Here is a 20,810-nt window from a genome sequence, read left to right as displayed (position 1 = left end):
GCTGTCGTTGTTGTCGCAGTCCTGTTCGGACTATGGATCATCTGGTTCGTCCTACCGTGGCTCATCGACCGTGAATGCGGAGCTGATGAATCGGTCGATGCGTACGAGATCATCCGGCGCGTCGAGCGGGAGACCGATCGATGACCATCTCGCCGGCCGACACCGATCAATGGCGCATGGTGCACCGAGATTGTGCGACGGACGGCTCATTTCGATCACTGGAGCAAGCTCGCTTCGTTGCGGATGTCCAGTCCTGCCACGGCCCTGGCTGCAAGCAGTACTTGTCTGCCTCGGCCTATAGCTCCGGATTGGCGGAGGATTAGCGATGTGCAGGCAGGGACGGGACGTTCGAGATGCTCCTGCAGCATGGATGGAGCACCTTGACGGGACGTGGTCGGTCGTTGATGAGTACGGATTCGCCAGCGAGCCCTTCATAGTCATCGATGGGAAGGCATTCCCGATCGACTCGATTGGCGAATAGGGGCGCATCCGTCCATCGATCCTGTACTTCGGGAACTCATACCGGGTCGGTGGCGGGTTCGAAGGTGGATTTGAAGTCCGGGCATTCGACCAGGGGGTCGTGGGTGCAGGTGGAGGCGTGGCGGAGGCTGTCGCGCATGCGGATGAGGCGGGTGATGTCGTCGTCGAGTTGGCGGGCTTTTTCCGCCATGCGGGTGCGTAGTTCGGCGTCGGTGGGGGAGGCGCGCAGGAAGCGGGCGATTTCGGCGAGGGTGAAACCGGCGCCGCGGGCGCAGGTGATGAGGGCGAGGCGGCCGAGGATGTCGGGGTGGTAGGTGCGGCGCAGGCCGTTGCGGCCGGTCGCGGCGATGAGGCCGCGCTTCTCGTAGAAACGCAGCGCGGAGGGGGCGAGGCCGGCGTGCTCGGCCACCTCGGCGATATCGAGCAGGTCGGTCATTTCGTCTCCTTGACTTGAACCGCGCTTCAAGTCACAGACTAGCTCGCATGACAGTTCATCACCTCAATTGCGGCTCGGTGCGGCAGATCGAAGCCACCTACGACGGACTCGCGCCGGCCCATGCCGTGAACCACTGCCTGCTGGTCGAGACGGCATCCGACGGGCTGGTCCTGGTCGAGACGGGCATCGGGCTCGATGACGTTCGCGACCCGGCGGGCACGCTCGGCGCCGACTGGGTCGCCATATCGCAGCCGGTCCTGTCGGAGGACGAGACCGCTGTCCGGCAGGTGCGACGCCTCGGCTACGACCCCGCGGACGTACGGCACGTCATCCTCACCCACCTCGACGTGGATCACTGCGGCGGACTGCCCGACTTTCCGCACGCGCGGGTCCATGTCCTCGCCGCCGAACTCGCGGCGGCGCAGGCCGAGGCCCCGAGTTTCCGTTACCGCTCAGCGCACTGGGCACACGATCCGCACTGGGTCACCTACCCGTCGGACCCGACCGGGAAGTGGTTCGGCTTCGACGCGATCCAACCGAAAGACCTGCCGGAGGACTTCCAACTGATCCCGCTGGGCGGACACACCGCGGGCCACACCGGGGTCGCCGTCCGCGATGGTGAACGGTGGCTGCTGCACTGTGGCGATGCCTACTACTACCATCGCGAACTCGACCCGCAGCCGCAGCCGCACCCGCTCCTGGACATCGTGCAAACCTCCTCCGAGGTCCATCACGATCTGCGAGTGGGCACCCAGGCGCGGTTGCGCGAACTACACCGCGACCACGGTCACGAAGTCACCTTGCTCAGCGCGCACGATCCCTGGGAATTCGAGCGCTTTCGCTGAGCCGCAGGATCATCGCCGCTGCCAGCACTGCGCTGTGTCGCCGAGATTCCACCACGAGACGTAGTCCGGGTCTTGGTCGAGCAGCGTCCATCCGGCCTCCAGCGTGTCGAAGAACGTGCTGTCGGCCGTGCGCCCGCCGCGCGGTTCGCCGATGTAGACCAGCGACGAGCCGCCTGCCTCCTGATAGGCGGCGAGAGTGGTCGAGGCCATCGGGTTCTCCCAGCCGGGCGGCCAGCAGAGAAACAAGACGTCCTCGCCGTGGGCGGCGACCAGATCGGCTGTGGAGGAAGGCGGCGTGGCGGTGGGATGCCACGTCGCGGTTTGCCCGGCGGCGGCCGGGAACGCCGCGTTGGTCGCCCGATCGGGTGGATGCGAGTCGAAAGCGGTTGTCGGAACGCCGATTCGGGTGAGCTGATGCGCCCAGTAGCCGCGGCCCGAACCCACTTCCAGCACCGGCCTGCCCTGCGCGGCATCCGCCACCCAACGCAGCGTCGCAGGGGAGGGAATCGCGTAGGCGTAGGCTGCTTGCAGCACGATCTGCGCATAGGCCAGTCGCGCACTGCCTTTCGGGTTTCCGCCGTTCACCTCGGGACGGTTGGCGCGCTCGCGCGGCCCGGGCGAGACCGCGCCGGCGACGATGTCCCAGTAGGGATTCGTGCTGGCGCCGCCGGTCAAATAGTGCAGCAGGTGTAGGTCGAACGTGGCATCGGCGATGTCGTCTCCGGTGCCGGGCAACCGGCACGCGGTGGACCAGTAGTCGGCCACCCGCGGATACGCTGTCGCGAAGGTGGATTCGTCCTGGAGCAGGTTCGTCAGCGCCGTGCGACGCTGCGGCGAGAGCGCCAAGTCAGCCATGACCCGATTCTGCGCCGACCGTGTACCGGCGCCTGCACACATCGATACGAGTTCACCGTACTGTCGCGAATCCTTCGCTGTCCGTACGCGATTCGCCCGTCACCCCGAGTTGCCCTGACGCGGTTTGCCCGGTTCGCGCATCGACGCCAGCCGACCACGCGAGTGATTGCGCGGGATCAGTACTGCTGCTGCCCGGCCAATTGCTGCGCGATGAGCCCTTGCAGCCGTTGCAGGCCGCCGACGGTGATGCCGCTCTGGATCTGTCCTTCGATGGTGCGCACCAGCGCGGAGTCGCTGAGCACCTTCTCGCTGGACTGGATCAGCACCGTGCCCGCGCCGGTGAAGTCGAACTGACGCTCCTCACCGGAGTTGACGCCGAGGCGCGCCGCACCGGCGGCGAGGAAATCGGTGACCCACCGCTGGTCGTAGTGGTGGCTGGGGGAGGGGCAATCCGCCCATCCGACCAGCGATTCCGGGTCCACGCGCAGCGGCGGCTCGGCGAACATGACCGGCCCGTTGGACGAGGCGAGGAACTTGCCGGTGCCGATGAGGGTGAGGAATCCCGGCACGATGGACTGGTTGAGCGACAGGCCCGGCTCGAAGGCCAGCAGGTTCGCCGCCCGGATGGTCAGGTTGCCGTTGTCCTCGAGGTCGTAGGAATTGATGTCGTAGCCGCGGTCGCCGATGATCAGCTTGCCGTGTCCCTCCGCGACGACGTAGTCGCCGGTGAACAGCGGCGCCGAGAACTGCTGCGACACCATGTGCAGCAGCCCGCCGTGCAACCCGTGGGTGAGCGTCTGGAACCGCATGTCGCCGTAGTAGGCGATCATCGCGCCCTTGCGCATGAACCACGGCTTGTTCAGGTCGATGCAGTACGCGTAGCTGTTTCCCGGGATGTTGTCGCTCTCACCGAGATTCATGGGATTGAGGATCTGGGACATCTCACAACTTCTCTTCGGAGGCCTGCACGTAGACGACGCCCTGCCCGACGCAATGCAGCTGCATCGCCTCCCCGGAACCGCGCCCGACGGCGTCGCGCCAGCTCAACGCCGACTTCAGTTCGGTCTGCACGTTGCCGTAGGCGGCGACGAACGCCTGCGGATCGACCACGATCGGATTCGGGCCGCCCACCTGCAATTCCAGGAATCCGCCGTGCGCGAGCAGCACCGCGGCGCCCTGCCCGGACAGCTGGGTGGTGAACATGCCCTGGCCGGTCAACGCGCCCGAGGCGGCGCCACGCAGCGCACCCATCAGGCCGCCGCCACCGCCGCCTCCACCGCCCGAACTCATCACCGAGACAACCGAACTCTGCAACCCGGCGGTATTGGCCAGCAACCGCGAAGCCTCGACGCGCAGCGCCGCGCCCGGCTGCATCTGCACCACGTGGACCTCCAGGCCCGCGAAACCGTAGTGCACCTCGCCGTTGCCCTGCGCCAGCATGGTGCGCTCGTGCTCACCCGCCATCGCCCGGCCCGCGAGACCCATCAGCCCGCCCATACCGCCCATCCCCTGTGCGCCCGGAATCTGGTGGGGGGCAAAGGAAACGTCGCCGGTGTAGAACAGCATCGCGCCGTTGCGGGCGACCACTCCGCCCGCCATCCCGACGTTGACCTTGACGACTTTGCCGTTGACCTTCTCGAACACCGCTCGCCCCTACCGTTCCGCCGGTTGGATCAACACCACGCCTTGGCCGTCCCAGCGCAGCGAGAACGCCTCTCCCGCGTCCTGGCCGACGAAACTGCGCCACGACACATCGGAGACGAAGGACTGGTTGAGGTTGCCGCGCGCCGCGACGAACGCGTCCGGATCCACGGTCAGCGGGTACTGCGGGGAGACCTCCAGGTGGATGAGCGGACCGCCCGCCGAGAGCAGCGCGACCTGGCCCTGGCCGGAGACGGTCGTGGTGAACAGGCCCTGCCCGCTGGACGCGCCGCGCAACCCGGCGAAACGCACGTCGGTGCGCAGGTTTCCGGCGAACGCGAGCAATTGTTGCGACTCCACCTGCAACGTCTCGTTGTTCAGGTTCACGACGGTGACGTGCTGGCCGTTGACCGCGAAGAACACCCGGCCGTGCCCGGCGCACTCCATCAGCGACAGTTTCTCGCCGGTGGCCCGGCGCTTCAGCCCGGCGAGCACACCGTCGCCACCGCCGAAACCGGCCGCCTTGAACTGCACATTGCCTTCGTAGGCGATCATCGAGCCGGAGATCGCGCGGAGGCTGGTGCCGGCCAGATGGGCCTCGATCACCTTCTTCGATTGCTCGAACAGTTGCGCCATGGAGTTTGCCTGCTGTCTCGTTCGGGAACACGGTGGGATCGCCGCATTCCATCTGCGTGCCGTCACCCTAACCGATGCTCGCGGGGGTGTCGGGGCAGCGCGTCCGTTCAGTCCGAGCGGCGCCGAGCGCGTTTCTCGTAGAGTGTCAGGCGAACGCACCGACAAGCGAAGGGTCGAACTTGTCCGCAACTCTCGCCAAGGGCCAGAACGGTCCGCTGGCCACCAACGACGTGGTGATTTCCGTCCAGCTCTCGGCGCCGGCGGATCTGTCGGCACTACTGGTCACCGAGCGGGGCAAGGTCCGTTCCGATGCCGACTTCGTCTTCTTCAACCAGCCCAGCGGTCCCGGCGTCAATCTGCAGCCCGCACCGGCCGGTCAGCCCGCGTCGCTGGCGGTGTCGTTGAATGCCGTGCCCGCGGACATCGACCAGATCCGCGCGGTGATCACGCTGGACGACGCGAACAGCAATTTCGGCAGGTTCCCCGCTCCGACCGCGATCGTGTCGGACGGGGCCGGTAACCAGTTGTACGAGTACCGGATCGACGGGCTGAACACCGAGTCGATCGTGATCGCGCTCGAGCTCTACCGCCGCCAGGGCGCGTGGAAGGTGCGTGCGGTCGGACAGGGCTACGCGGGCGGTTTCGCCGCGCTGGTCACCGACCACGGGGTCTCGGTCGACGACGCGCCCGCCCAGCCCGCGCAAGCCCCACAGCCCGCGCAGGCTCCGCCACCGCCGCCGCAGCAGCCGGTTCAGCAGCAGCCGCCGAACTACCCGCCGCCCACCACCCCGGCGTACCCGACCCAGCAGCAGGCGCCGCAGTACGCGCCGACGGGTGGCTACCCGCCGCCCGGCCCCGGTCACCCGCCGCAGGGCGCTCCCGGTCAACCGCCGCAGGGCGGCCCAGGTTACCCCCCGCCCGGCCCCGGTTACCCGCCGCCGCCCGGTCCCGAGGCCGGTTATCCGCCGCCCGGCCAGCCCGCGCCGCCGCAGCCGCAGCAGCCGCCGGCCGAGGTCAGCTTGAGCAAGGACCGTCCGGTCAGCCTGGTCAAGGGCCAGCGGGTCACCCTGCGGAAGGAAGGCGCCGCGCTGACCTTCGTCAAGATGGGCCTTGGCTGGGATCCGGTGCGCAGCCGCGGCATGTTCGGCAGCCGCACGGTCGATATCGACCTGGACGCGTCGGTCATCCTGTTCGCCGACATGAACCCGGTCGACGTCGCCTATTACGGCCAACTGACCTCCAAGGACGGCTCCATCCGTCACCAGGGCGACAACCTCACCGGCGAGGGCGAGGGCGACGACGAGATGATCCTGGTCGACCTGACCCGCATCCCCGTCCACATCACCACGTTGGTGTTCATCGTGACCTCCTACAAGGGCCACACCTTCGAGCAGGTGCAGAACGCGTTCTGTCGCTTGGTGGACGGGACCAACAATGGCGAGCTGGCCAGGTACACCCTCGCCGGTGGCATGCCGTTCACCGCGATGGCGATGTCCAAGCTGTACCGGGTGGGCAACGACTGGAAATTGCAGGCGCTCGGCGAGGGCTTCCAGGCCAAGCATCCGGGTGAGGCGGTGCCGCAGCTCGGCCGGTTCCTCGTCAACGGTTGACCGGCGGCGGGACAGCGGGGCGGACATCGTGATTCAACTGCAGGCCGGTCAGAACATTCCGTTGACCGGTGAGGTCGTTCGTTTCAGCGCGAAAGCCGAGGCTGCCCTCGACGTTTCCGCGCTGGTGGTCGCCGAGAACCTGAAGGTGTTCTCCAGCGACGATTTCGTGTTCTACAACCAGCCCGCCGCGGCCGGGGTCGCCCTGGCCGCCGACGGGGTCACGATCACCCTCGCCGAGGTACGCGCCGACGCGAAGGCCGTGCTCCTGGTGGTCAGCGCCGACCCGGCCGCCCCCGCACGGGCCGACGGGCTGGGTCCGGTCACCGCCACGATGTCCGAGAACGACAGCGTGACCGCGGAATTCGCGATCACCCCGTTGTCCGGCGAGACGGCGCTGATCTGTTTCGAGGTCTACCGGCGCGGCCCGGCCTGGAAGTTGCGCGCGGTCGGCCAGGGTTACGCGGGCGGGCTCGCCGTACTGCTCACGGCGCACGGCGTCGAGGTGGACGGTGAGGATCAGGCTGCCCAGCCCGGTACGCACACCATGGCCGGTCCTCTGGCGGGTGACGCGCAGATCGCGACCGCAGGCGCGCCGCTGGAGGTCGGTCACGGCCTGGAACGGCTGTGGATGGTGTTCGAGGACGCCGCGCGGTCGGCCGCCGCGCTGGTCTCGGCGCGCGAGTACGCGGCCAAGCGGTTGGATCACGAACTGTCGCAGGCCGTCTCCGATCCCGCGACCAGGAATACTCCGGAAGCAGAGCAGGCTCGTCGTGCCGCGCAGCAACGGCACGACGAACTGGTCGGCACCGCCGAGCACAACCACGAGCGCGACGCCGAACAGCTGATGCGCGAACTCGCCGAGGCCGACCAGGTGCTGCCGCCCGCCTTGGCGTCCTGGGACTCGCCCGCCTGGGACAAGCCGCCCGCGCCCAGCGACGGCATCCGGCTCGGCGAGCTGTACGCGCTCGACCGTGGTCGGTTGCGAATCCCGTATTGCGTTCCGGTTCCGCTGAACAGACCGCTGTGGATCGATGCCGAATCGACCCGTGCGGTCGCGCCCGTCGTGGGCGCGCTACTGGCTCGTTTGCTCGCCGCGGCGCCGCAGCGCAGGACGCTGGTCGACATCATCGATCTGACCGACGCGTTCAGCGGCATCACCGGCCTGCTCGCTCCCGTGCTGAACGGCCCGCCGATCACCGACCACGCCGACATCTCCGCGCGGCTGCAAACCCTGGTGGACGCGGCCGAGCTGGCCGAATTGGCCTACGCGAGCGGAGCGTTCAGCCCGCCCAGCGAGCATCGGGTGCTGTTGGCCGCGGATTTCCCGCACGGCTACCAGAGTTCGGACGCGCAGCGGATCGGGGTGCTGATCACGCGTGGGGAGTTGATCGGACTGTCCATCGTGATCGTGGGCGCCAACGAATCCGATTCGGCCGACACCACCGTGGCGATGCTGTCGCAGTCGTGCCGCCACCTCCCGACCGTCGGCGGCATGCCGCTGTTCGACCCGTGGACCGGTAGCGCGTGGGAGCTCGATCTGGATCTCTTGCCGCACGAGCCGGAACGCCAGGCGCGCTTCCTGCGCACCAGGTGAGCGCCTGAATCCCCCGCAGCGGCCGGTCAGCCGCGTGCGACCGCCACGCGCGGCCGCAGCGGCTCCGGCAGCCAGGCCAGCAGGGGATCGGGCATGCGGTCGACGATCCCACCGACGGGATCGTCGACGAAGTCGCGGCGCACCAGGTCCTCCTCCGGGCGGTAGATCTGGCGCACGATCAGCGCGCACAGCCCCAGCACCGCCAGGTCACGCAGCGCCACAGTGCCGGTGAACCACTCTTCGGGCAGGCCTTTGCGGTCCAAGCCGAGGTAGTAGAACATGCGCGGCACCCAGACCAGCGCGTCGATGGTCATCCAGGCCAGCAGGATGCGCCGGTGCGGCAGCGCCAGCACGGCGAGCGGAACCAGCCACAGCGAATACTGCGGACTCCACACCTTGTTCGTCAGCAGGAACGCCGCGACCACGAGGAAGCACAGTTGCGCCAGCCGCGGCCGCCGCGGCGCGGTGAGGCCGATGTAGGCGATCACCGCGCACGCCGCGACGAACGCCAGCAGCGAGACGGCGTTCAGGATGGCGGGCTGCTCCCCGTGCGCGAGCACGCCGTCGAAGCCGGGCCAGCCGGTGAACGAGGAGATCACGTTGTAGATCGAGTCCGGGTCGGCATGCCGGGTGGTGTTCAGCCGGAAGAACTCTCGCCAGCCGTTCGGATACAGCGCGGCGATCGGCAGGTTCACCGCGAGCCAGGTCGCGAGCGCGGCGCACACCGTGACGAACGCGGCGCCGAGCGGACGGGCACCGAGGAACTGGATGCGGTAGGGCGTCTCGCGCACCCACGCCAGGAAGGCCGGCCAGCCGTCGATGTCGCGCATCCGCAGGCCGAGATGCGTGCGCGGGGTGCGCTGCATGGTCTCGGTACGCAGGCAGAGCACGACGATGGGGCCGAGCAGCAGCAGTGGATACAGTTTGGCCGCGCCGCCGAGCCCGAGCAGGATGCCCGCGAGCACGGGTTTGCGCCGGGCCCAGGCGAGCAGGCCGGTCGCGGCGAAGGCCGTCGCGAGCGCGTCGAAATTGGTGAACGCGTGCACGATCACCAGCGGCGAACAGGCGATCAGCGCCGCGTCCCATACCCGGCGGCCTGCCAGCAGCGCCGACGCCCACACAGTGGTCAGCCAGGCCAGCGCGAGACCGAACGCGACTACGTTGAAGTAGATCACCACCTGCAACGCGCCTGGCAGCGGCGACGCGTCCCAGCTCTTGGCGATCCGCATCGCGAAGTACTGGTACAGGCCCGAGAGCACCGGATACTCCATGTATCGCGTCTCCCGGCCACCGTCGGGAGTCTGCTCGGTCCACTGCTTCTTGTACGGGAAGGCGCCTTCGTTCAGTCGTTCCGCGCCGTAGAGCGGCACAGTGTCCGAATAGCACATCGCCACGTACTGGCGGCCGTTGTTCCAGTCGAGGGTCGGGCCGTCCGCGCCGTCGGTCTGCTGGATGCACCCCGCCTTGCCGAACCAGCCCAGCGCCAGGAATATCACCGTGAACGCCAGCAGCACCCGCATGGGCGTCCAGAACCGCACTCGCCCGATCAAGGCGTGATCCCCGACCGGCCCCCCGATCACCGTCGACAGTTGCGCCGCGAGGGAATCGTTGCGACTCGGCCGGTCTCGCGCATCCGCCGAGCGGAGATCGGACGCGAGCGGGGCAGGTGCGGCGTAGTACGCCCCACCGGGCCCCGCCTGGTCCGACAGCGGCGCCCTCCCGCTCCTCCGTAGCTCCACCAGCTGCTGATCGGTCACGGAACCCGAGGCTACCTGGGATGTGGCTGCTCGTTCGGATCGAGTCGGCTCGGTCTGCCGCGCACTCGCGAGCGAAGAAAATTCTGGTCTCGCAAAGTGCCGCCGAAGTGCGGTGAACATATGCCCGCCGCAGAGAGTGAGTTCGGGCTGGATATGGATTCGCCGATCTGGACCGATAGGGCAGTCGGCGAATTTCGTTCTTCGCCGACTGCCCTATCGATCACGGATTCCGAAGGCTACCGGCCTCGGGTCGGGGGTGCTCCGGTCGTTCCCGAGTCGTTGCCGTTCCCGTTGTTGCCCGCGCGTGGCGCGTTGGTGACTGTGGGGGACGAACCGTCGGTCGGTGCGACCGGCTGGCCGGGCAGCGGGCCCGCATCCGACTCACGCTGCTGCTGCGGGCGCTGCTGCTGCGGCGCGGGCTGGACGCCGGGTACCGGAATGGTGATGCCGGGCAGGATCTCCACCTGCGTCGGCGCGACCACGACCGGCGGCAGGAGCGGGGAGTCGACGGTGGACGGCGGCGTGTAGGGCGCCGACCATTCGGGGACACCGGCCTGGCCCTTGATCGGGGCGGGCTTCGGGAACGTCTCGTTGCGGGTGCCCGACAACGCGCCGTCCATGGTCGCCTTCCAGATGTCGGAGGGCAGACCCGAGCCGTAGATCATGCCGCCGCTGTAGTTGCGCAGCGGCGAGTTGTCGACGCTGCCCACCCACACCGCGGTCGACAGCGACGGCGTGTAGCCGACCATCCAGGCGTCCTTGTTCTCGCCGGTGTCCAGCAGCTGCGCGGTACCGGTCTTGGCCGCCGATTCGCGCCCGTTGGCCAGCCCGTGGTTGCGGGAGTAGCCGGCGATCGGCTTCATCGCGGCGGTGACGTTGTCGGCCACGGCGGCCGAGACACGCTGCTCGCCGGCCACCTCACCGCGATCGAGCAGGACCTGGCCGTCGGCGGTCACCACCTTCGACACGAAGTGCGGCGCGTGGTAGACGCCGGACGCGGCGAGCGTCGCGTAGGTGGAGGCCATGTCCAGCGGCCGGGCCTGGTACTGACCGAGCACGATGCCGTTGTTGGGGCCGGAGCCGTCCGATTCGGTGAGCGTCTTGCCGACGCCCGGGATGCTTTCCGGGATGCCCAGCTTGTGACCCATCTCGGCGATCTTCTGCGGACCGTTCTGCATGTCCAGCTGCATGCGGTAGAAGCTGGTGTTCAGCGATCGCTTCAGCGCCTCGGCGATGGTGCACATGCCGCACTGCTCGCCTTCGACGTTGGTGATCTTGATGCCGTTCACGGTGAGCGGCGAGCTGTCGTACAGCTGCGACAGCGGGATCCCCTGCTCCAGGTTGGCCGCGAGGCCGATGACCTTGAACGAGGAACCGGTCTGCAGTCCTGCGTTGGCGTAGTCATAGCCTTGGCCGTCCGGGCCCCCGTAGTAGGCGCGCACTGCGCCGGTGCGCGGATCGATCGAGACGACGGCGGTGCGCAGCTGCTCAGGCTCGCCCTGCATCTTCTGCGTCGCGGCGTCGACCGCCGCCTGCTGCGCCTTCGGGTCGATTGTGGTGGTGATCTGCAGGCCCGAGGTGTTCAGCTGCTGCTCGCTGATGCCCGCCGCGGCGAGTTCCTTGAGCACCTGCGTCTTGACCAGGCCTTCCGGGCCGGAGTCCTGCTCCTTGTCCCGGGTCGAGGCGAGCGGGACGACCTGCGGGTACTGCAGGCCTTGGCGCTCGGCGGCGTTCAAGCTGCCGCCGGAGACCATGCCGTCGAGCACGTAGTTCCAGCGGGTCTTCGCGCCCTCCGGGTTCTTCTCCGGGTCCAGGCTGGACGGCAGCTGGATGGTGGCGGCGAGCACCGCGCCCTCGGCGACGGTCAGTTCCTGCACCGGCTTGCCGAAGTACGCCTTGGCCGCCGCGTCGATGCCGTAGGCGCCGCGACCGAAGTAGATGGTGTTGAGGTACGCGGCGAGGATCTCGTCCTTGCTCCACTGCCGCGCCATCTTCGCGGAGATGACCAGCTCGTGCATCTTGCGCGTCAACGAGCGTTCGTCACCGACCAGCGCGTTCTTCACGTACTGCTGGGTGATCGTCGAGCCACCGCCCGCGCTCTCCTTGCCGAGGACGTTGTCCCTGGCCGCGCGCGCGAAGCCGGAGATCGAGAAGCCGGGGTTGGTGTAGAAGTCCCGGTCCTCGGCCGCCATCACCGCGTTGCGCACGTGCGGCGGGATCTGCTCGATGGTGACGTCGGTCCGGTTGCCCTCCGGTGGAACCACCTTGCTGAGCACCGTGGTGCCGTCGGCGGCCAGGATGGTCGCGACCTGGTTGGTCTTCAGATCGCCCGGCTGCGGCACCGACACCGTGGTGTACGCGGCAAGGAAGATGCCGCTGGGCACCAGGATGGCCAACGCGACCAGGACGTAGAGGGTGCGGCGCACGATGCGCCACGGCGACTTCTTCTGCTGGGCGGGCCTGCGGCGGCCGGGTCCGTCGGATCCGTCGCCGTTGCCGCCGCCACGGCGCGGCGGCGGGCCGGACGGCGGGCCGCCCGCGGTCTGCCTGCGCTCGCCGGTGGTGGGTCCGCTGCCGGGGACGCGACGGCCCTCCCGGTCCACGGCCGGGCGGGCGCCCGTAACCGGACGCGGCCCGGTCGCCGGACCGCGGCGGTTGCGCTCGGCCACCGCCTCGGTCAGTGAGCCGGGGCGCTGGATCTTCTGGGTCGACTGCGGGGCGCTGCCGTTGGGCGCGCCACGGTTCGGCTGCGGCGGTCGGCCAGGCTGGGACGGACGGCCGCCTTGCTGCGGCGGTCGGCCTTGCGGCTGGGGGCCTTGCGGCGGGGGGCCGGGACGGCGTGGCGGCTGGGGACCGCGCGGTTCGCCCGGGAAGGGCGCGCCGGGCCGCGCACCGGGCGGCGGGACCGGACGGGCGCCCGGCGGAGGGCCGGGGCGAGGATTCTGGTACGGGTTGGGACTTGGACGTGAACTCCGTGGAGGACGGCCGCCATGTGGCTCATCGCCGTAGGGGGAAGTCTCGTAGGGCGAATTCACTGACAAGATCTCCATAACTCGTAGCGGTCCAGGTGGCGATCAGCGGTAGTCGTCGCCGGAGCGGACGCGGGCCGGCTCCGTGAGTCACCCGACGGGCAGATGACCAGGCACTTCATTCGGCGGCAGTGCGCCGGTTCGCGCGTGTCCCGGTGCGACGGCGCGGCGGCGCCGGCGCGGAACCGAGCACATAGGACTGCACCAGATGATTCCAGCTGCAGGTCCGGCATACCTCGACGACATGGACCGAGAACTCTTCGCGAGTCTCGGCGAGGCGCACCAGCTCCTCGGGCGTGCGAGCCGATCCGGCGACCGGCCCGAGGCCGTCGCCGAAGACCCAGGATACGAGGGTCAGTTGTTCTTTCCGGCAGATGGGGCATGTGACCTCGCTCCCCCGGCCGTGGAACTTCGCCGCACGCAAGAGATAAGGATTTGCATCACACACCTCGGCGACATCGACCCGGCCCGCATAGACGTCAGCCAGCAGCGACCGGCGCCGGAGGGCGTAGTCGACAACTTGCCGCTGAATTCGCACGAGAACCAGAGTAGCGGTGTTGGAATCCCGCCGCCCCGGGCTGTGCGGATTGACCGGTCCGGATCAGTGCCCGAACCAGCGCGCCGCGCCGTTATCCCGATTACGATCCGTCTGTGTCCACCGCAGCATCCGGGCGCACGCGAGCGCGTGACCTCGACCGCGCCGCCGCGTCCAGTGTGCTGGATGCCGCCTACGCCGAGGGCCAGCTCGGCGCCGACGAGTATCACGACCGAATCGCGCAGGCCGCGGCGGCGAAAACGCTCGGCGAGTTGGCCGCCCAAACCGCCGATCTGCAAACCTCCGCCGTTACGCGGGGGTTCACCGCGGACCGATCGTCGGCGAGGCGAAAAGCCTTGCGCCGCGCGGGATCCGGTGGAAGTTATCCTGCTCACACGCGGGCCCGCGATGCCGATCGCGCCACTACGCGGGAGCTATTGGACCGCGCCCGCGCCGACGGCCAGCTGTCCGAAGACGAGCACGACACGCTCACCGAACTCGTCGCGGAGGCGCGCACCCTGGGAGACCTGGACGATCTTGTCGCGGACTTGCAGCGGCCCGGCAACGTCGCCCCCGCACCGCGTCCGCCACGCTCGCGCCGCCGCCAGTGGTACCTGGGCGCGGTCACCGCGGCCGCGGTGGTGGCCGCCTGTGCGGGGTTTCTCGCGGTCACCCGGGTGGCGGAAGAACCGCCACACGCGGCGCAAGCCGCGCCCGTGATGGACCTCGGCGTGGTACAGCCGTTGGTGGTCCCCACGCCGAGTCTGGTCACCGCCGACGGAGTCGCTACGTTCCTGCGGAATTATCAGCGGAAATTCGGGGACCTCCGAGTAGACGAACTGACCATGCATGCCGAGCATGCCTCGTTCGCCCGGGCGGTGCCCGGCCAGCCGAACCGGAAGGTCGAGTACGACTACCGCGGGGGTTTCACGCAGTCCCGCGAGATCACCACTCGCAAGGCCGAGACCCCGTCGGTGGATCTGGGCGGCTTGAATGTGGAGGCGATCGGCCGGGCGCTCGCCGACGCGGCCACCATCACCCGAGTTCCCGGCGGCGCCGTGACGCATTTCGCGGTGAGCGTGAACGACGTCAATTTCTACGCCCAATACGGCATTCCCGCCGGGCAACCCATAGTCGAGGTTCACGTGAGCAACTCCGTCAAGGAGAACGGCCACTTCCTGATGACCCCGGCCGGCGAGGTACGCCGTGTCTGGCCGTTCGAGGGATGAGGCAATGGCGGCAACCCGATACAGCGGCATCCGCGCCCGTGACACGGACCGCGCCGACGTGTGCGGACTGCTCGACACCGCGCTCTCCGAAGGCCAGCTGACCGCCGCCGAGCACGCCGCGCGGACCGCCACGGCGATGCGCGCCAAGTCCTTCGGCGAACTCGACGCGCTGATCGGCGACCTGCAAATTCCGGAAGAACTGGTGAACGCCCCCGTGGTCCGAGTGGACCGGCGTCGTCCCCGGCGCTGGCTCCCGCCGGTCTCGACCGTCGTCGCGGCTTTGGTAGTAGGTGCGATGGTGGGCGCGCTCAGCCGTTGCGGCATCGATCTGCCCGGGTCGTCGGAGAACGTTCCCGATATGACCACCGGTGCGGGCCTGGCTTACTTCCTCGAGGAGTACCGGGCCGAGTTCGGCGACCTGCTCGCCGACGAGGTCACGCTGTATCCGACATACGCCCTGGCGGACCGGCAGACGCCCGGTAATTCCACGCGGACCAGCGACTATCACTACGACGGCGACTTCCGCACCTCGACGACGTCCGAGCGCAAGTCCGATACGCGCGCCTTCGATCTCGCGACGGTCGACGTGCCGGTGATCGCCCGACTTCTGGCCGGTGCGCCGCAGACGGTGCGACTCCCGAACGGCACGATCACCCATGTCATCGTGCGATTCGAGTCGTACGGCCCGGTCGACCGCGGTCCTGTGCTGCATGTTCACGTCAAGGACAAAGGCGGCTCGTCGGGGTACTCGGTGATCACGTTCGCGGGCGAGCCGCTCGCGGTCTATCCGCCCTCCCGCTGAGATACCGCATCCACAGGTCGACCGTAACCGGCCGACGACTGTGCACAGATGTATCGCTCCGATATAGTGGAAAGTCGCATCCATCGGTTAGGTCTGTACACAGTCAGGGGGTGAAGCCCGGTGCTCGAACTGGCAATCCTCGGGCTGCTCCTCGAAGCGCCCATGCACGGGTACGAGCTGCGTAAGCGGCTGACCGGCCTGCTCGGGGCGTTTCGGGCCTTCTCCTACGGGTCGCTCTATCCCACCCTGCGCCGCATGCAGGCGGACGGGTTGATCGCCGAGGAGATCCCCGCGGGCGCGACGACACGCCGTGCGCGACGGGTCTACCAACTGACTCCGGCCGGGCGGGAGCGGTTCAGCGAGCTGCTCGCCGACACCGGACCGCAGAACTACACCGACGACGGCTTCGGCGTTCATCTGGCCTTCTTCAGCCGCACCCCCGCGGAAGCGCGGATGCGGATCCTGGAGGGCAGGCGGCGTCAGGTCGAGGAGCGCCGAGAGGGGCTCCGGGAGGCGATCAAGAAGGCCAGCGGGTCGTTGGATCGCTACACCCGGCAGCTCCATCAACTCGGACTCGAATCAAGCGAGCGCGAAGTGCGCTGGCTCAACGAGTTGATTGCGGCGGAGCAATCGACGAAGGCGGCACCACAGAAAGAGGGAAATATCGGCCATGAGTGACATCGACAAGGCTGACAACGCCACAGAAGTACGCGTCGCCATCGTAGGTGTGGGCAACTGCGCCTCCTCGCTGGTCCAGGGCGTGCAGTACTACCGGGACGCGGACGAGACCTCGACCGTTCCCGGCCTGATGCACGTGAAGTTCGGGCCCTACCACGTTCGCGACGTCAAGTTCGTCGCCGCGTTCGACGTGGACGCGAAGAAGGTCGGCTTCGATCTGGCCGAGGCGATCTTCGCCAGCGAGAACAACACGATCAAGATCTCCGACGTGCCGCCCAGCGATGTCGTCGTGCAGCGCGGCCCGACCCTCGACGGCATCGGCAAGTACTACGCGGAGACCATCGAGCTGTCCGAGGCCGAGCCGGTCGACGTGGTCCGGGTGCTGAAGGACAACAAGGTCGACGTGCTGGTGTCCTACCTGCCGGTGGGCTCGGAGGAGGCCGACAAGTTCTACGCGCAGTGCGCCATCGACGCCGGTGTCGCGTTCGTCAACGCGCTGCCGGTGTTCATCGCCTCCGACCCGGTCTGGGCGGAGAAGTTCACCAAGGCGGGCGTGCCGATCGTCGGCGACGACATCAAGAGCCAGGTCGGCGCGACCATCACCCACCGCGTGATGGCCAAGCTGTTCGAGGATCGCGGTGTGCAGCTCGACCGCACCATGCAGCTGAACGTCGGCGGCAACATGGACTTCAAGAACATGCTCGAGCGCGAGCGCCTGGAGTCCAAGAAGATCTCCAAGACCCAGGCCGTCACCAGCAACCTGAAGAAGGAGCTCGGCGCCAACGACGTGCACATCGGCCCGTCCGACCACGTCGGCTGGCTCGACGACCGCAAGTGGGCCTACGTCCGCCTGGAGGGTCGCGCGTTCGGCGACGTGCCGCTGAACCTCGAGTACAAGCTCGAGGTGTGGGACTCGCCGAACTCCGCGGGCATCATCATCGACGCGGTGCGCGCGGCGAAGATCGCCAAGGACCGCGGTATCGGCGGACCGGTCATCCCGGCCTCGGCCTACCTGATGAAGTCCCCGCCGCAGCAGCTGGCCGACGACATCGCGCGCACCCAGCTGGAAGCCTTCATCATCGGGGCTTGATCCGATCGGCAGCGCTCTTCGGCGCTGCGTGTTCGCGGCCCCTCTGTGGCTCGTGTGTCCGAGCGACCGCCGCTTGCGACTTCGTCGCATACGCGTCGGCCGCTCGGACACGAGCCGGGCTGCGAACGACACCTACCGGGTTTTCCGCGCGATCCGCTAGTCCAGCGAGACGTAGACCTCGACCGACGCGGGGCCGGTATAGCGCTCCACCTCGGCGGTGTGTGAGCGGGTGATGGTCCCCGCGCTCTCGGCCTTCGCCACCTGTGCCCATGCGGTGCGCAGCAGGTCGTAGGGCTTGTCGGCCACGACGAATTTGGCGTAGCGGCCCTGCGGGATGATGGTCAGCACGTCGCCGGGGTCCAGTTCGCCCATCGCGCCGATCTCGTAGCCCAGCACGGCGACGGCGTGATCGTTCTGGCCGATGTAGGCGGCCACTCGCTGCACGTTCTTCTCCCGTGCCAGGTACCGATCCCAGGTGAAGTTCACCAGGTCGAGGTCACGCGCGGTCACCTCGCGGCCGGCCAGCGGCACGGTCAGGCCCGCGACCATGCTCTGCGGCAAAGTGACGATCTCGAAGTCCACTGTCTGTTCCTACCCGTTGCCCTGATCGTCTGCCAATGCCACGAAGACTTCCACCGTCCGTGCGTCCGGATAGTGTTCCCAGTCGCCGGTGTAGGCGCGCACGAGCCGCCCCGCGGCCTCCGCGTCCCACACCGCTCGCCAGATGCTCACGATGGTGTCGCCGAGATTGTCGCCGCTGGCGATGAACCGGGCGAAGCGCCCGGCGGGCACCCGGGCGAGCACGTCGCCGGGCAGCAGGTCGGCCAGGCTGTGGCAGCGGTAGCCGACGATGTGGGTCAGGTACGAATTGATCTCCGGCGCGTGGTCGACGTACGCCGTGGTCGGCGGTCCGGGCAGCTTGCGGGCCAGGTTGCGCTTCCACGCCTCTTCGACTTTCGCGCGGCGCGGTCCTTCGACCGCGAGCGCGGGGCTGCGAAGCACTGTTCCCGCCACCAGCGTCTCGGGTTGGTCAACGACATTGAAATCCACCGGCGTAGCCCCTATGTCTCGTCTGTCTTCAATCGGCGTCGCTCCCGGTGCCCTCCATGGTGACGCAGGCTACCGCCTCCGGGCCCGTCGCTCGCGCCGCGCTGCCGTCGCTCGAGCGCATATCCTTCCGCATCGTTTCCGCGGTTTCGGCGTCGGCCCGTACCGACGCACTCGCTGTTCGCTCTCACTCTGGCAAACGATGCTGCCACGTCATGCGTTCCACCGGGCGACGGAAGGTCACAGCATCATCGCTATCCAGGAACCGGAATGCTCAGCCCCGGAAAAATCTCCACCTCCCTGGGCGGTTGCGCGCTGGGCGGGATGACGACGGCGGGTTCGCGCTGCGGCGACGGCTGCGGTGGATTCAGGATGTCGTAGGGCCCGCCGGAGGGTGGCTTGCTCTGATTCGGCCCGGCCGGGGCCCGCGTGCCCGAGAACTGTTCGATCGGGGTGCTGTCGAGGGCGTCGTCCATGACCTGTTTCCAGATGTCGGCGGGCAGGCCGGAGCCGTAGATGTCGGCGCCGCGCGCGGTGCGGATCGGTTGTGACTGCTCGGTGCCGATCCACACCGCCGTGGACAGCGACGGGGTGAAGCCGATCATCCAGGCGTCCTTGTTGAAATCGCTCTCGCCGAGCTGTGTGGTGCCGGTCTTGGCGGCCGAGGGGCGGTTGTTCTTCAGCGCGTGCCCGTTGGAGTAGGCCGCGATCGGGAGCATCGCCTCGGTGGTGTTCTCCGCGATCTTCCTCGGGATGCGCTGCTGCCCCTTGGGCAGCTGTTCGCCGACCTGCTGGTCGGGGTCGCCGCCGCGATCCAGGAGCACCCGCCCGTCGCCGGTCACCACCCGCTGCACGAAGTAGGGCTGGTGGTGCACACCCGCCGCACCGATCGTGGCGTAGGCCGAGGCCATGTCGATGGGCCGAACGACATACTGCCCGAGGACGATCCCGTTCAGCGGTTTACCGCCGTCCTCACTGAGGGTCTTGCCCGCGACGCCCGGCAGCTCTTCCGGGATACCGGCTGCGTGCGCCGCGTCCGCGATGGCTTGCGGCCCGTCGAACATCGTCATGGTCAATCGGTAGAAGCTGGTGTTCAGTGAGCGCTTCAGCGCCTCGGCCATGGTGCACTTGCCGCACGATTCGCCGTCCACGTTGGTGATCCGGGTACCGCGGTCGGTCACCGGGGAGCTGTCCAGCACGCGCGACAGCGGGATGCTCTGCTGCTGCGCGGCGATCGCCGCGAAGACCTTGAACGCCGATCCGGTCTGCAACGGCGCCTGGGCGAAGTCGAAGCCGATGCCGTCGTAGCCGCCGAAATACGCGCGCACCGCGCCGGAGCGCGGATCGATCGACACCACCGCGGCGCGCAATTCCGGTGGCTGGGCACCGAGCCGGTCGCGCACCGCGCCCAGAACCGCCTGCTGGGCCCTGGCGTCGATGGTGGTGGTGATCTGCAGCGCGCCCTTGTTCAGGTCGCGCTCGCTGATGCCGGAGTCGCGCAGCTCGCGCACCACCTGGTTGCGGATCAGTCCCTCCGGGCCGCGGGCCACGTCGTCGTCCGGGATCTGGGTGAGCGGGATGATCAGCGGAAAGGTGGTCGCGTCACGATCACCCGGCGCGAGCACGCCCATCTCGACCATCCCGTCGAGCACGTAGCGCCAGCGCGCTTTCAACTCCGCGAGATGGGTTTCCGGGTCCAGGATCGAGGGCGTCCGGATCAGCGCGGCGAGTACCGCGCCCTCCGCGAGGGTCAGCTGGTTCACCTGTTTGTCGAAGTAGACCTTGGCCGCCGCGGCGATGCCGTACGACCCCCGGCCGTAGTAGATGGTGTTGAGGTAGGCGGCGAGGATGTCGTCTTTGCTCCACTGCCGCGCCATCTTCGCCGCGATGATCAGCTCGCGCATCTTGCGGGTGACCGTGCGCTCGGAGCCGAGGAACGCGTTCTTGACGTACTGCTGGGTGATCGTGGAGCCGCCGCCCGCGTTGTCCTTGCCGAGCAAGTTGTCTCGCACGGCCCGCAAGAAGCCGGAAGTCGAATAGCCGGGATTGGTGTAGAAATTCCGATCCTCGGCCGACAGCACCGCGTCGCGCACCGGCTGCGGCACATCCGACAGCGGCACCGGCATGCGATTGCCGTCCGGCGGCACGATCTTCGCGATCACCGTCCTGCCGTCGGCCGCCAGGATGGTCGCGATCTTATTCGTCTGCACCGCACTCGGATCCGGGATCTCGGCACTCCAGTACGCCAGGACCGACAGCAGCGCGGGCACCACGCCGAAGAGGATGAACAAGGCGAGCAGCAGGCGGCGGATACGTTCGGCTCTGCTGCGCGGTGGCCGATTCTCCTCCGGCGCCGGTCGCGGCACGGGCGGTCGCGTCTTCCTGCGGTCCGCCATGCGTTCGCGTCGGCTCCGCGAGTCGCGTTTCGCCGCTTCCGGCCGCTCGGTCCAGCCCGCGATCGAGGCATACGGTGCGGGCGGGGGAGCCCCCTTGCCGCCGCGCCTACGTTCTCGCGATCCGCGGAACGAGCTCACGATCATCTCCTC

18 protein-coding genes are annotated in these 20,810 nt (G+C 68.3%); 7 read left to right on the top strand and 11 right to left on the bottom strand.

Translation table 11 applies throughout. The annotated features are described in order from the left end of the window. Positions 1-517 precede the first annotated feature (517 nt). Positions 518-916, bottom strand: a complete 399-nt coding sequence (locus tag IU450_RS02915; RefSeq protein WP_195148196.1) for a MerR family transcriptional regulator — start codon at positions 914-916, stop codon at positions 518-520. Between the two features lie 47 nt (positions 917-963). Here IU450_RS02915 and IU450_RS02910 point away from each other — a divergent pair, with 47 nt between their 5' ends. Continuing rightward, positions 964-1,761, top strand: coding sequence for an MBL fold metallo-hydrolase (locus IU450_RS02910; protein ID WP_195148195.1), 798 nt, complete (start codon positions 964-966; stop codon positions 1,759-1,761). 9 nt (positions 1,762-1,770) lie between these two features. Here the strand turns inward: IU450_RS02910 and IU450_RS02905 are convergent, their stop codons facing one another. The 4 genes from IU450_RS02905 to IU450_RS02890 all read right to left on the bottom strand — a co-directional run bounded on the left by IU450_RS02905 (position 1,771) and on the right by IU450_RS02890 (position 4,893). Continuing rightward, positions 1,771-2,616: a hypothetical protein gene (locus tag IU450_RS02905; RefSeq protein ID WP_195148194.1), complete on the bottom strand. Its 846-nt coding sequence runs from the start codon at positions 2,614-2,616 to the stop codon at positions 1,771-1,773. Between the two features lie 176 nt (positions 2,617-2,792). Then, entirely contained in the window at positions 2,793-3,557 is a 765-nt protein-coding gene (locus IU450_RS02900; protein ID WP_043734331.1) for an AIM24 family protein, read from the bottom strand. A gap of 1 nt (position 3,558) precedes the next feature. Beyond that, a complete protein-coding gene (locus IU450_RS02895) occupies positions 3,559-4,260 on the bottom strand; it encodes an AIM24 family protein (protein ID WP_195148193.1) in 702 nt (233 codons plus the stop codon). A 9-nt stretch (positions 4,261-4,269) separates the two neighbouring features. After that, positions 4,270-4,893, bottom strand: a complete 624-nt coding sequence (locus tag IU450_RS02890; RefSeq protein ID WP_195030994.1) for an AIM24 family protein — start codon at positions 4,891-4,893, stop codon at positions 4,270-4,272. 179 nt (positions 4,894-5,072) lie between these two features. Between IU450_RS02890 and IU450_RS02885 the strand changes: the two genes are divergently transcribed. Beyond that, positions 5,073-6,503 carry a TerD family protein gene (locus tag IU450_RS02885; protein WP_195148192.1) on the top strand — a complete coding sequence of 477 codons (1,431 nt, stop codon included), beginning with the start codon at positions 5,073-5,075 and terminating at the stop codon, positions 6,501-6,503. 28 nt (positions 6,504-6,531) lie between these two features. Continuing rightward, a complete protein-coding gene (locus IU450_RS02880; protein WP_195148191.1) occupies positions 6,532-8,097 on the top strand; it encodes a TerD family protein in 1,566 nt (521 codons plus the stop codon). 26 nt (positions 8,098-8,123) lie between these two features. On the opposite strand, the gene IU450_RS02875 is transcribed toward IU450_RS02880, so the two are convergent. The 3 genes from IU450_RS02875 to IU450_RS02865 all read right to left on the bottom strand — a co-directional run bounded on the left by IU450_RS02875 (position 8,124) and on the right by IU450_RS02865 (position 13,421). Then, the gene (locus IU450_RS02875; protein WP_195148190.1) at positions 8,124-9,854 is read right to left on the bottom strand and encodes a glycosyltransferase 87 family protein; all 1,731 of its coding nucleotides are present in this window, start codon (positions 9,852-9,854) and stop codon (positions 8,124-8,126) included. A gap of 236 nt (positions 9,855-10,090) precedes the next feature. Next, entirely contained in the window at positions 10,091-12,523 is a 2,433-nt protein-coding gene (locus IU450_RS02870; protein WP_416382830.1) for a transglycosylase domain-containing protein, read from the bottom strand. A 478-nt stretch (positions 12,524-13,001) separates the two neighbouring features. Continuing rightward, positions 13,002-13,421: a DUF5318 domain-containing protein gene (locus tag IU450_RS02865; protein ID WP_043734321.1), complete on the bottom strand. Its 420-nt coding sequence runs from the start codon at positions 13,419-13,421 to the stop codon at positions 13,002-13,004. A 113-nt stretch (positions 13,422-13,534) separates the two neighbouring features. Between IU450_RS02865 and IU450_RS02860 the strand changes: the two genes are divergently transcribed. The 4 genes from IU450_RS02860 (at position 13,535) to IU450_RS02845 (ending at position 17,217) form a co-directional block, all read left to right on the top strand. Further along, positions 13,535-14,647 (top strand): DUF1707 SHOCT-like domain-containing protein, encoded by a 1,113-nt coding sequence (locus IU450_RS02860; protein WP_195148189.1) that lies wholly within the window; start codon positions 13,535-13,537, stop codon positions 14,645-14,647. Positions 14,648-14,651: 4 nt separating this feature from the next. Continuing rightward, complete coding sequence (locus IU450_RS02855; protein WP_195148188.1) at positions 14,652-15,449, top strand: DUF1707 SHOCT-like domain-containing protein; 798 nt, start codon at positions 14,652-14,654, stop codon at positions 15,447-15,449. A 120-nt stretch (positions 15,450-15,569) separates the two neighbouring features. Beyond that, the gene (locus IU450_RS02850) at positions 15,570-16,127 is read left to right on the top strand and encodes a PadR family transcriptional regulator (RefSeq protein WP_039803160.1); all 558 of its coding nucleotides are present in this window, start codon (positions 15,570-15,572) and stop codon (positions 16,125-16,127) included. Continuing rightward, positions 16,120-17,217: an inositol-3-phosphate synthase gene (locus IU450_RS02845; protein ID WP_195148187.1), complete on the top strand. Its 1,098-nt coding sequence runs from the start codon at positions 16,120-16,122 to the stop codon at positions 17,215-17,217. The genes IU450_RS02850 and IU450_RS02845 overlap by 8 nt, the downstream gene beginning before the upstream one ends. Before the next feature lie 156 nt (positions 17,218-17,373). Here the strand turns inward: IU450_RS02845 and IU450_RS02840 are convergent, their stop codons facing one another. The 3 genes from IU450_RS02840 to IU450_RS02830 all read right to left on the bottom strand — a co-directional run bounded on the left by IU450_RS02840 (position 17,374) and on the right by IU450_RS02830 (position 20,804). Next, positions 17,374-17,799: a GyrI-like domain-containing protein gene (locus IU450_RS02840; RefSeq protein ID WP_043700307.1), complete on the bottom strand. Its 426-nt coding sequence runs from the start codon at positions 17,797-17,799 to the stop codon at positions 17,374-17,376. Between the two features lie 9 nt (positions 17,800-17,808). Continuing rightward, positions 17,809-18,267 carry a GyrI-like domain-containing protein gene (locus tag IU450_RS02835; protein ID WP_043734309.1) on the bottom strand — a complete coding sequence of 153 codons (459 nt, stop codon included), beginning with the start codon at positions 18,265-18,267 and terminating at the stop codon, positions 17,809-17,811. A gap of 251 nt (positions 18,268-18,518) precedes the next feature. Next, positions 18,519-20,804, bottom strand: a complete 2,286-nt coding sequence (locus IU450_RS02830) for a transglycosylase domain-containing protein (RefSeq protein ID WP_195148186.1) — start codon at positions 20,802-20,804, stop codon at positions 18,519-18,521. Between the last annotated feature and the right edge of the window lie 6 nt (positions 20,805-20,810).

The sequence above is a fragment of the Nocardia abscessus genome (genome assembly GCF_015477775.1).
In the GTDB taxonomy this organism is placed as follows: domain Bacteria; phylum Actinomycetota; class Actinomycetes; order Mycobacteriales; family Mycobacteriaceae; genus Nocardia; species Nocardia abscessus_A.
The sequence above is the reverse complement of the archived record's forward strand: the minus strand, read 5'-3'. Positions and strand labels throughout refer to the sequence as shown.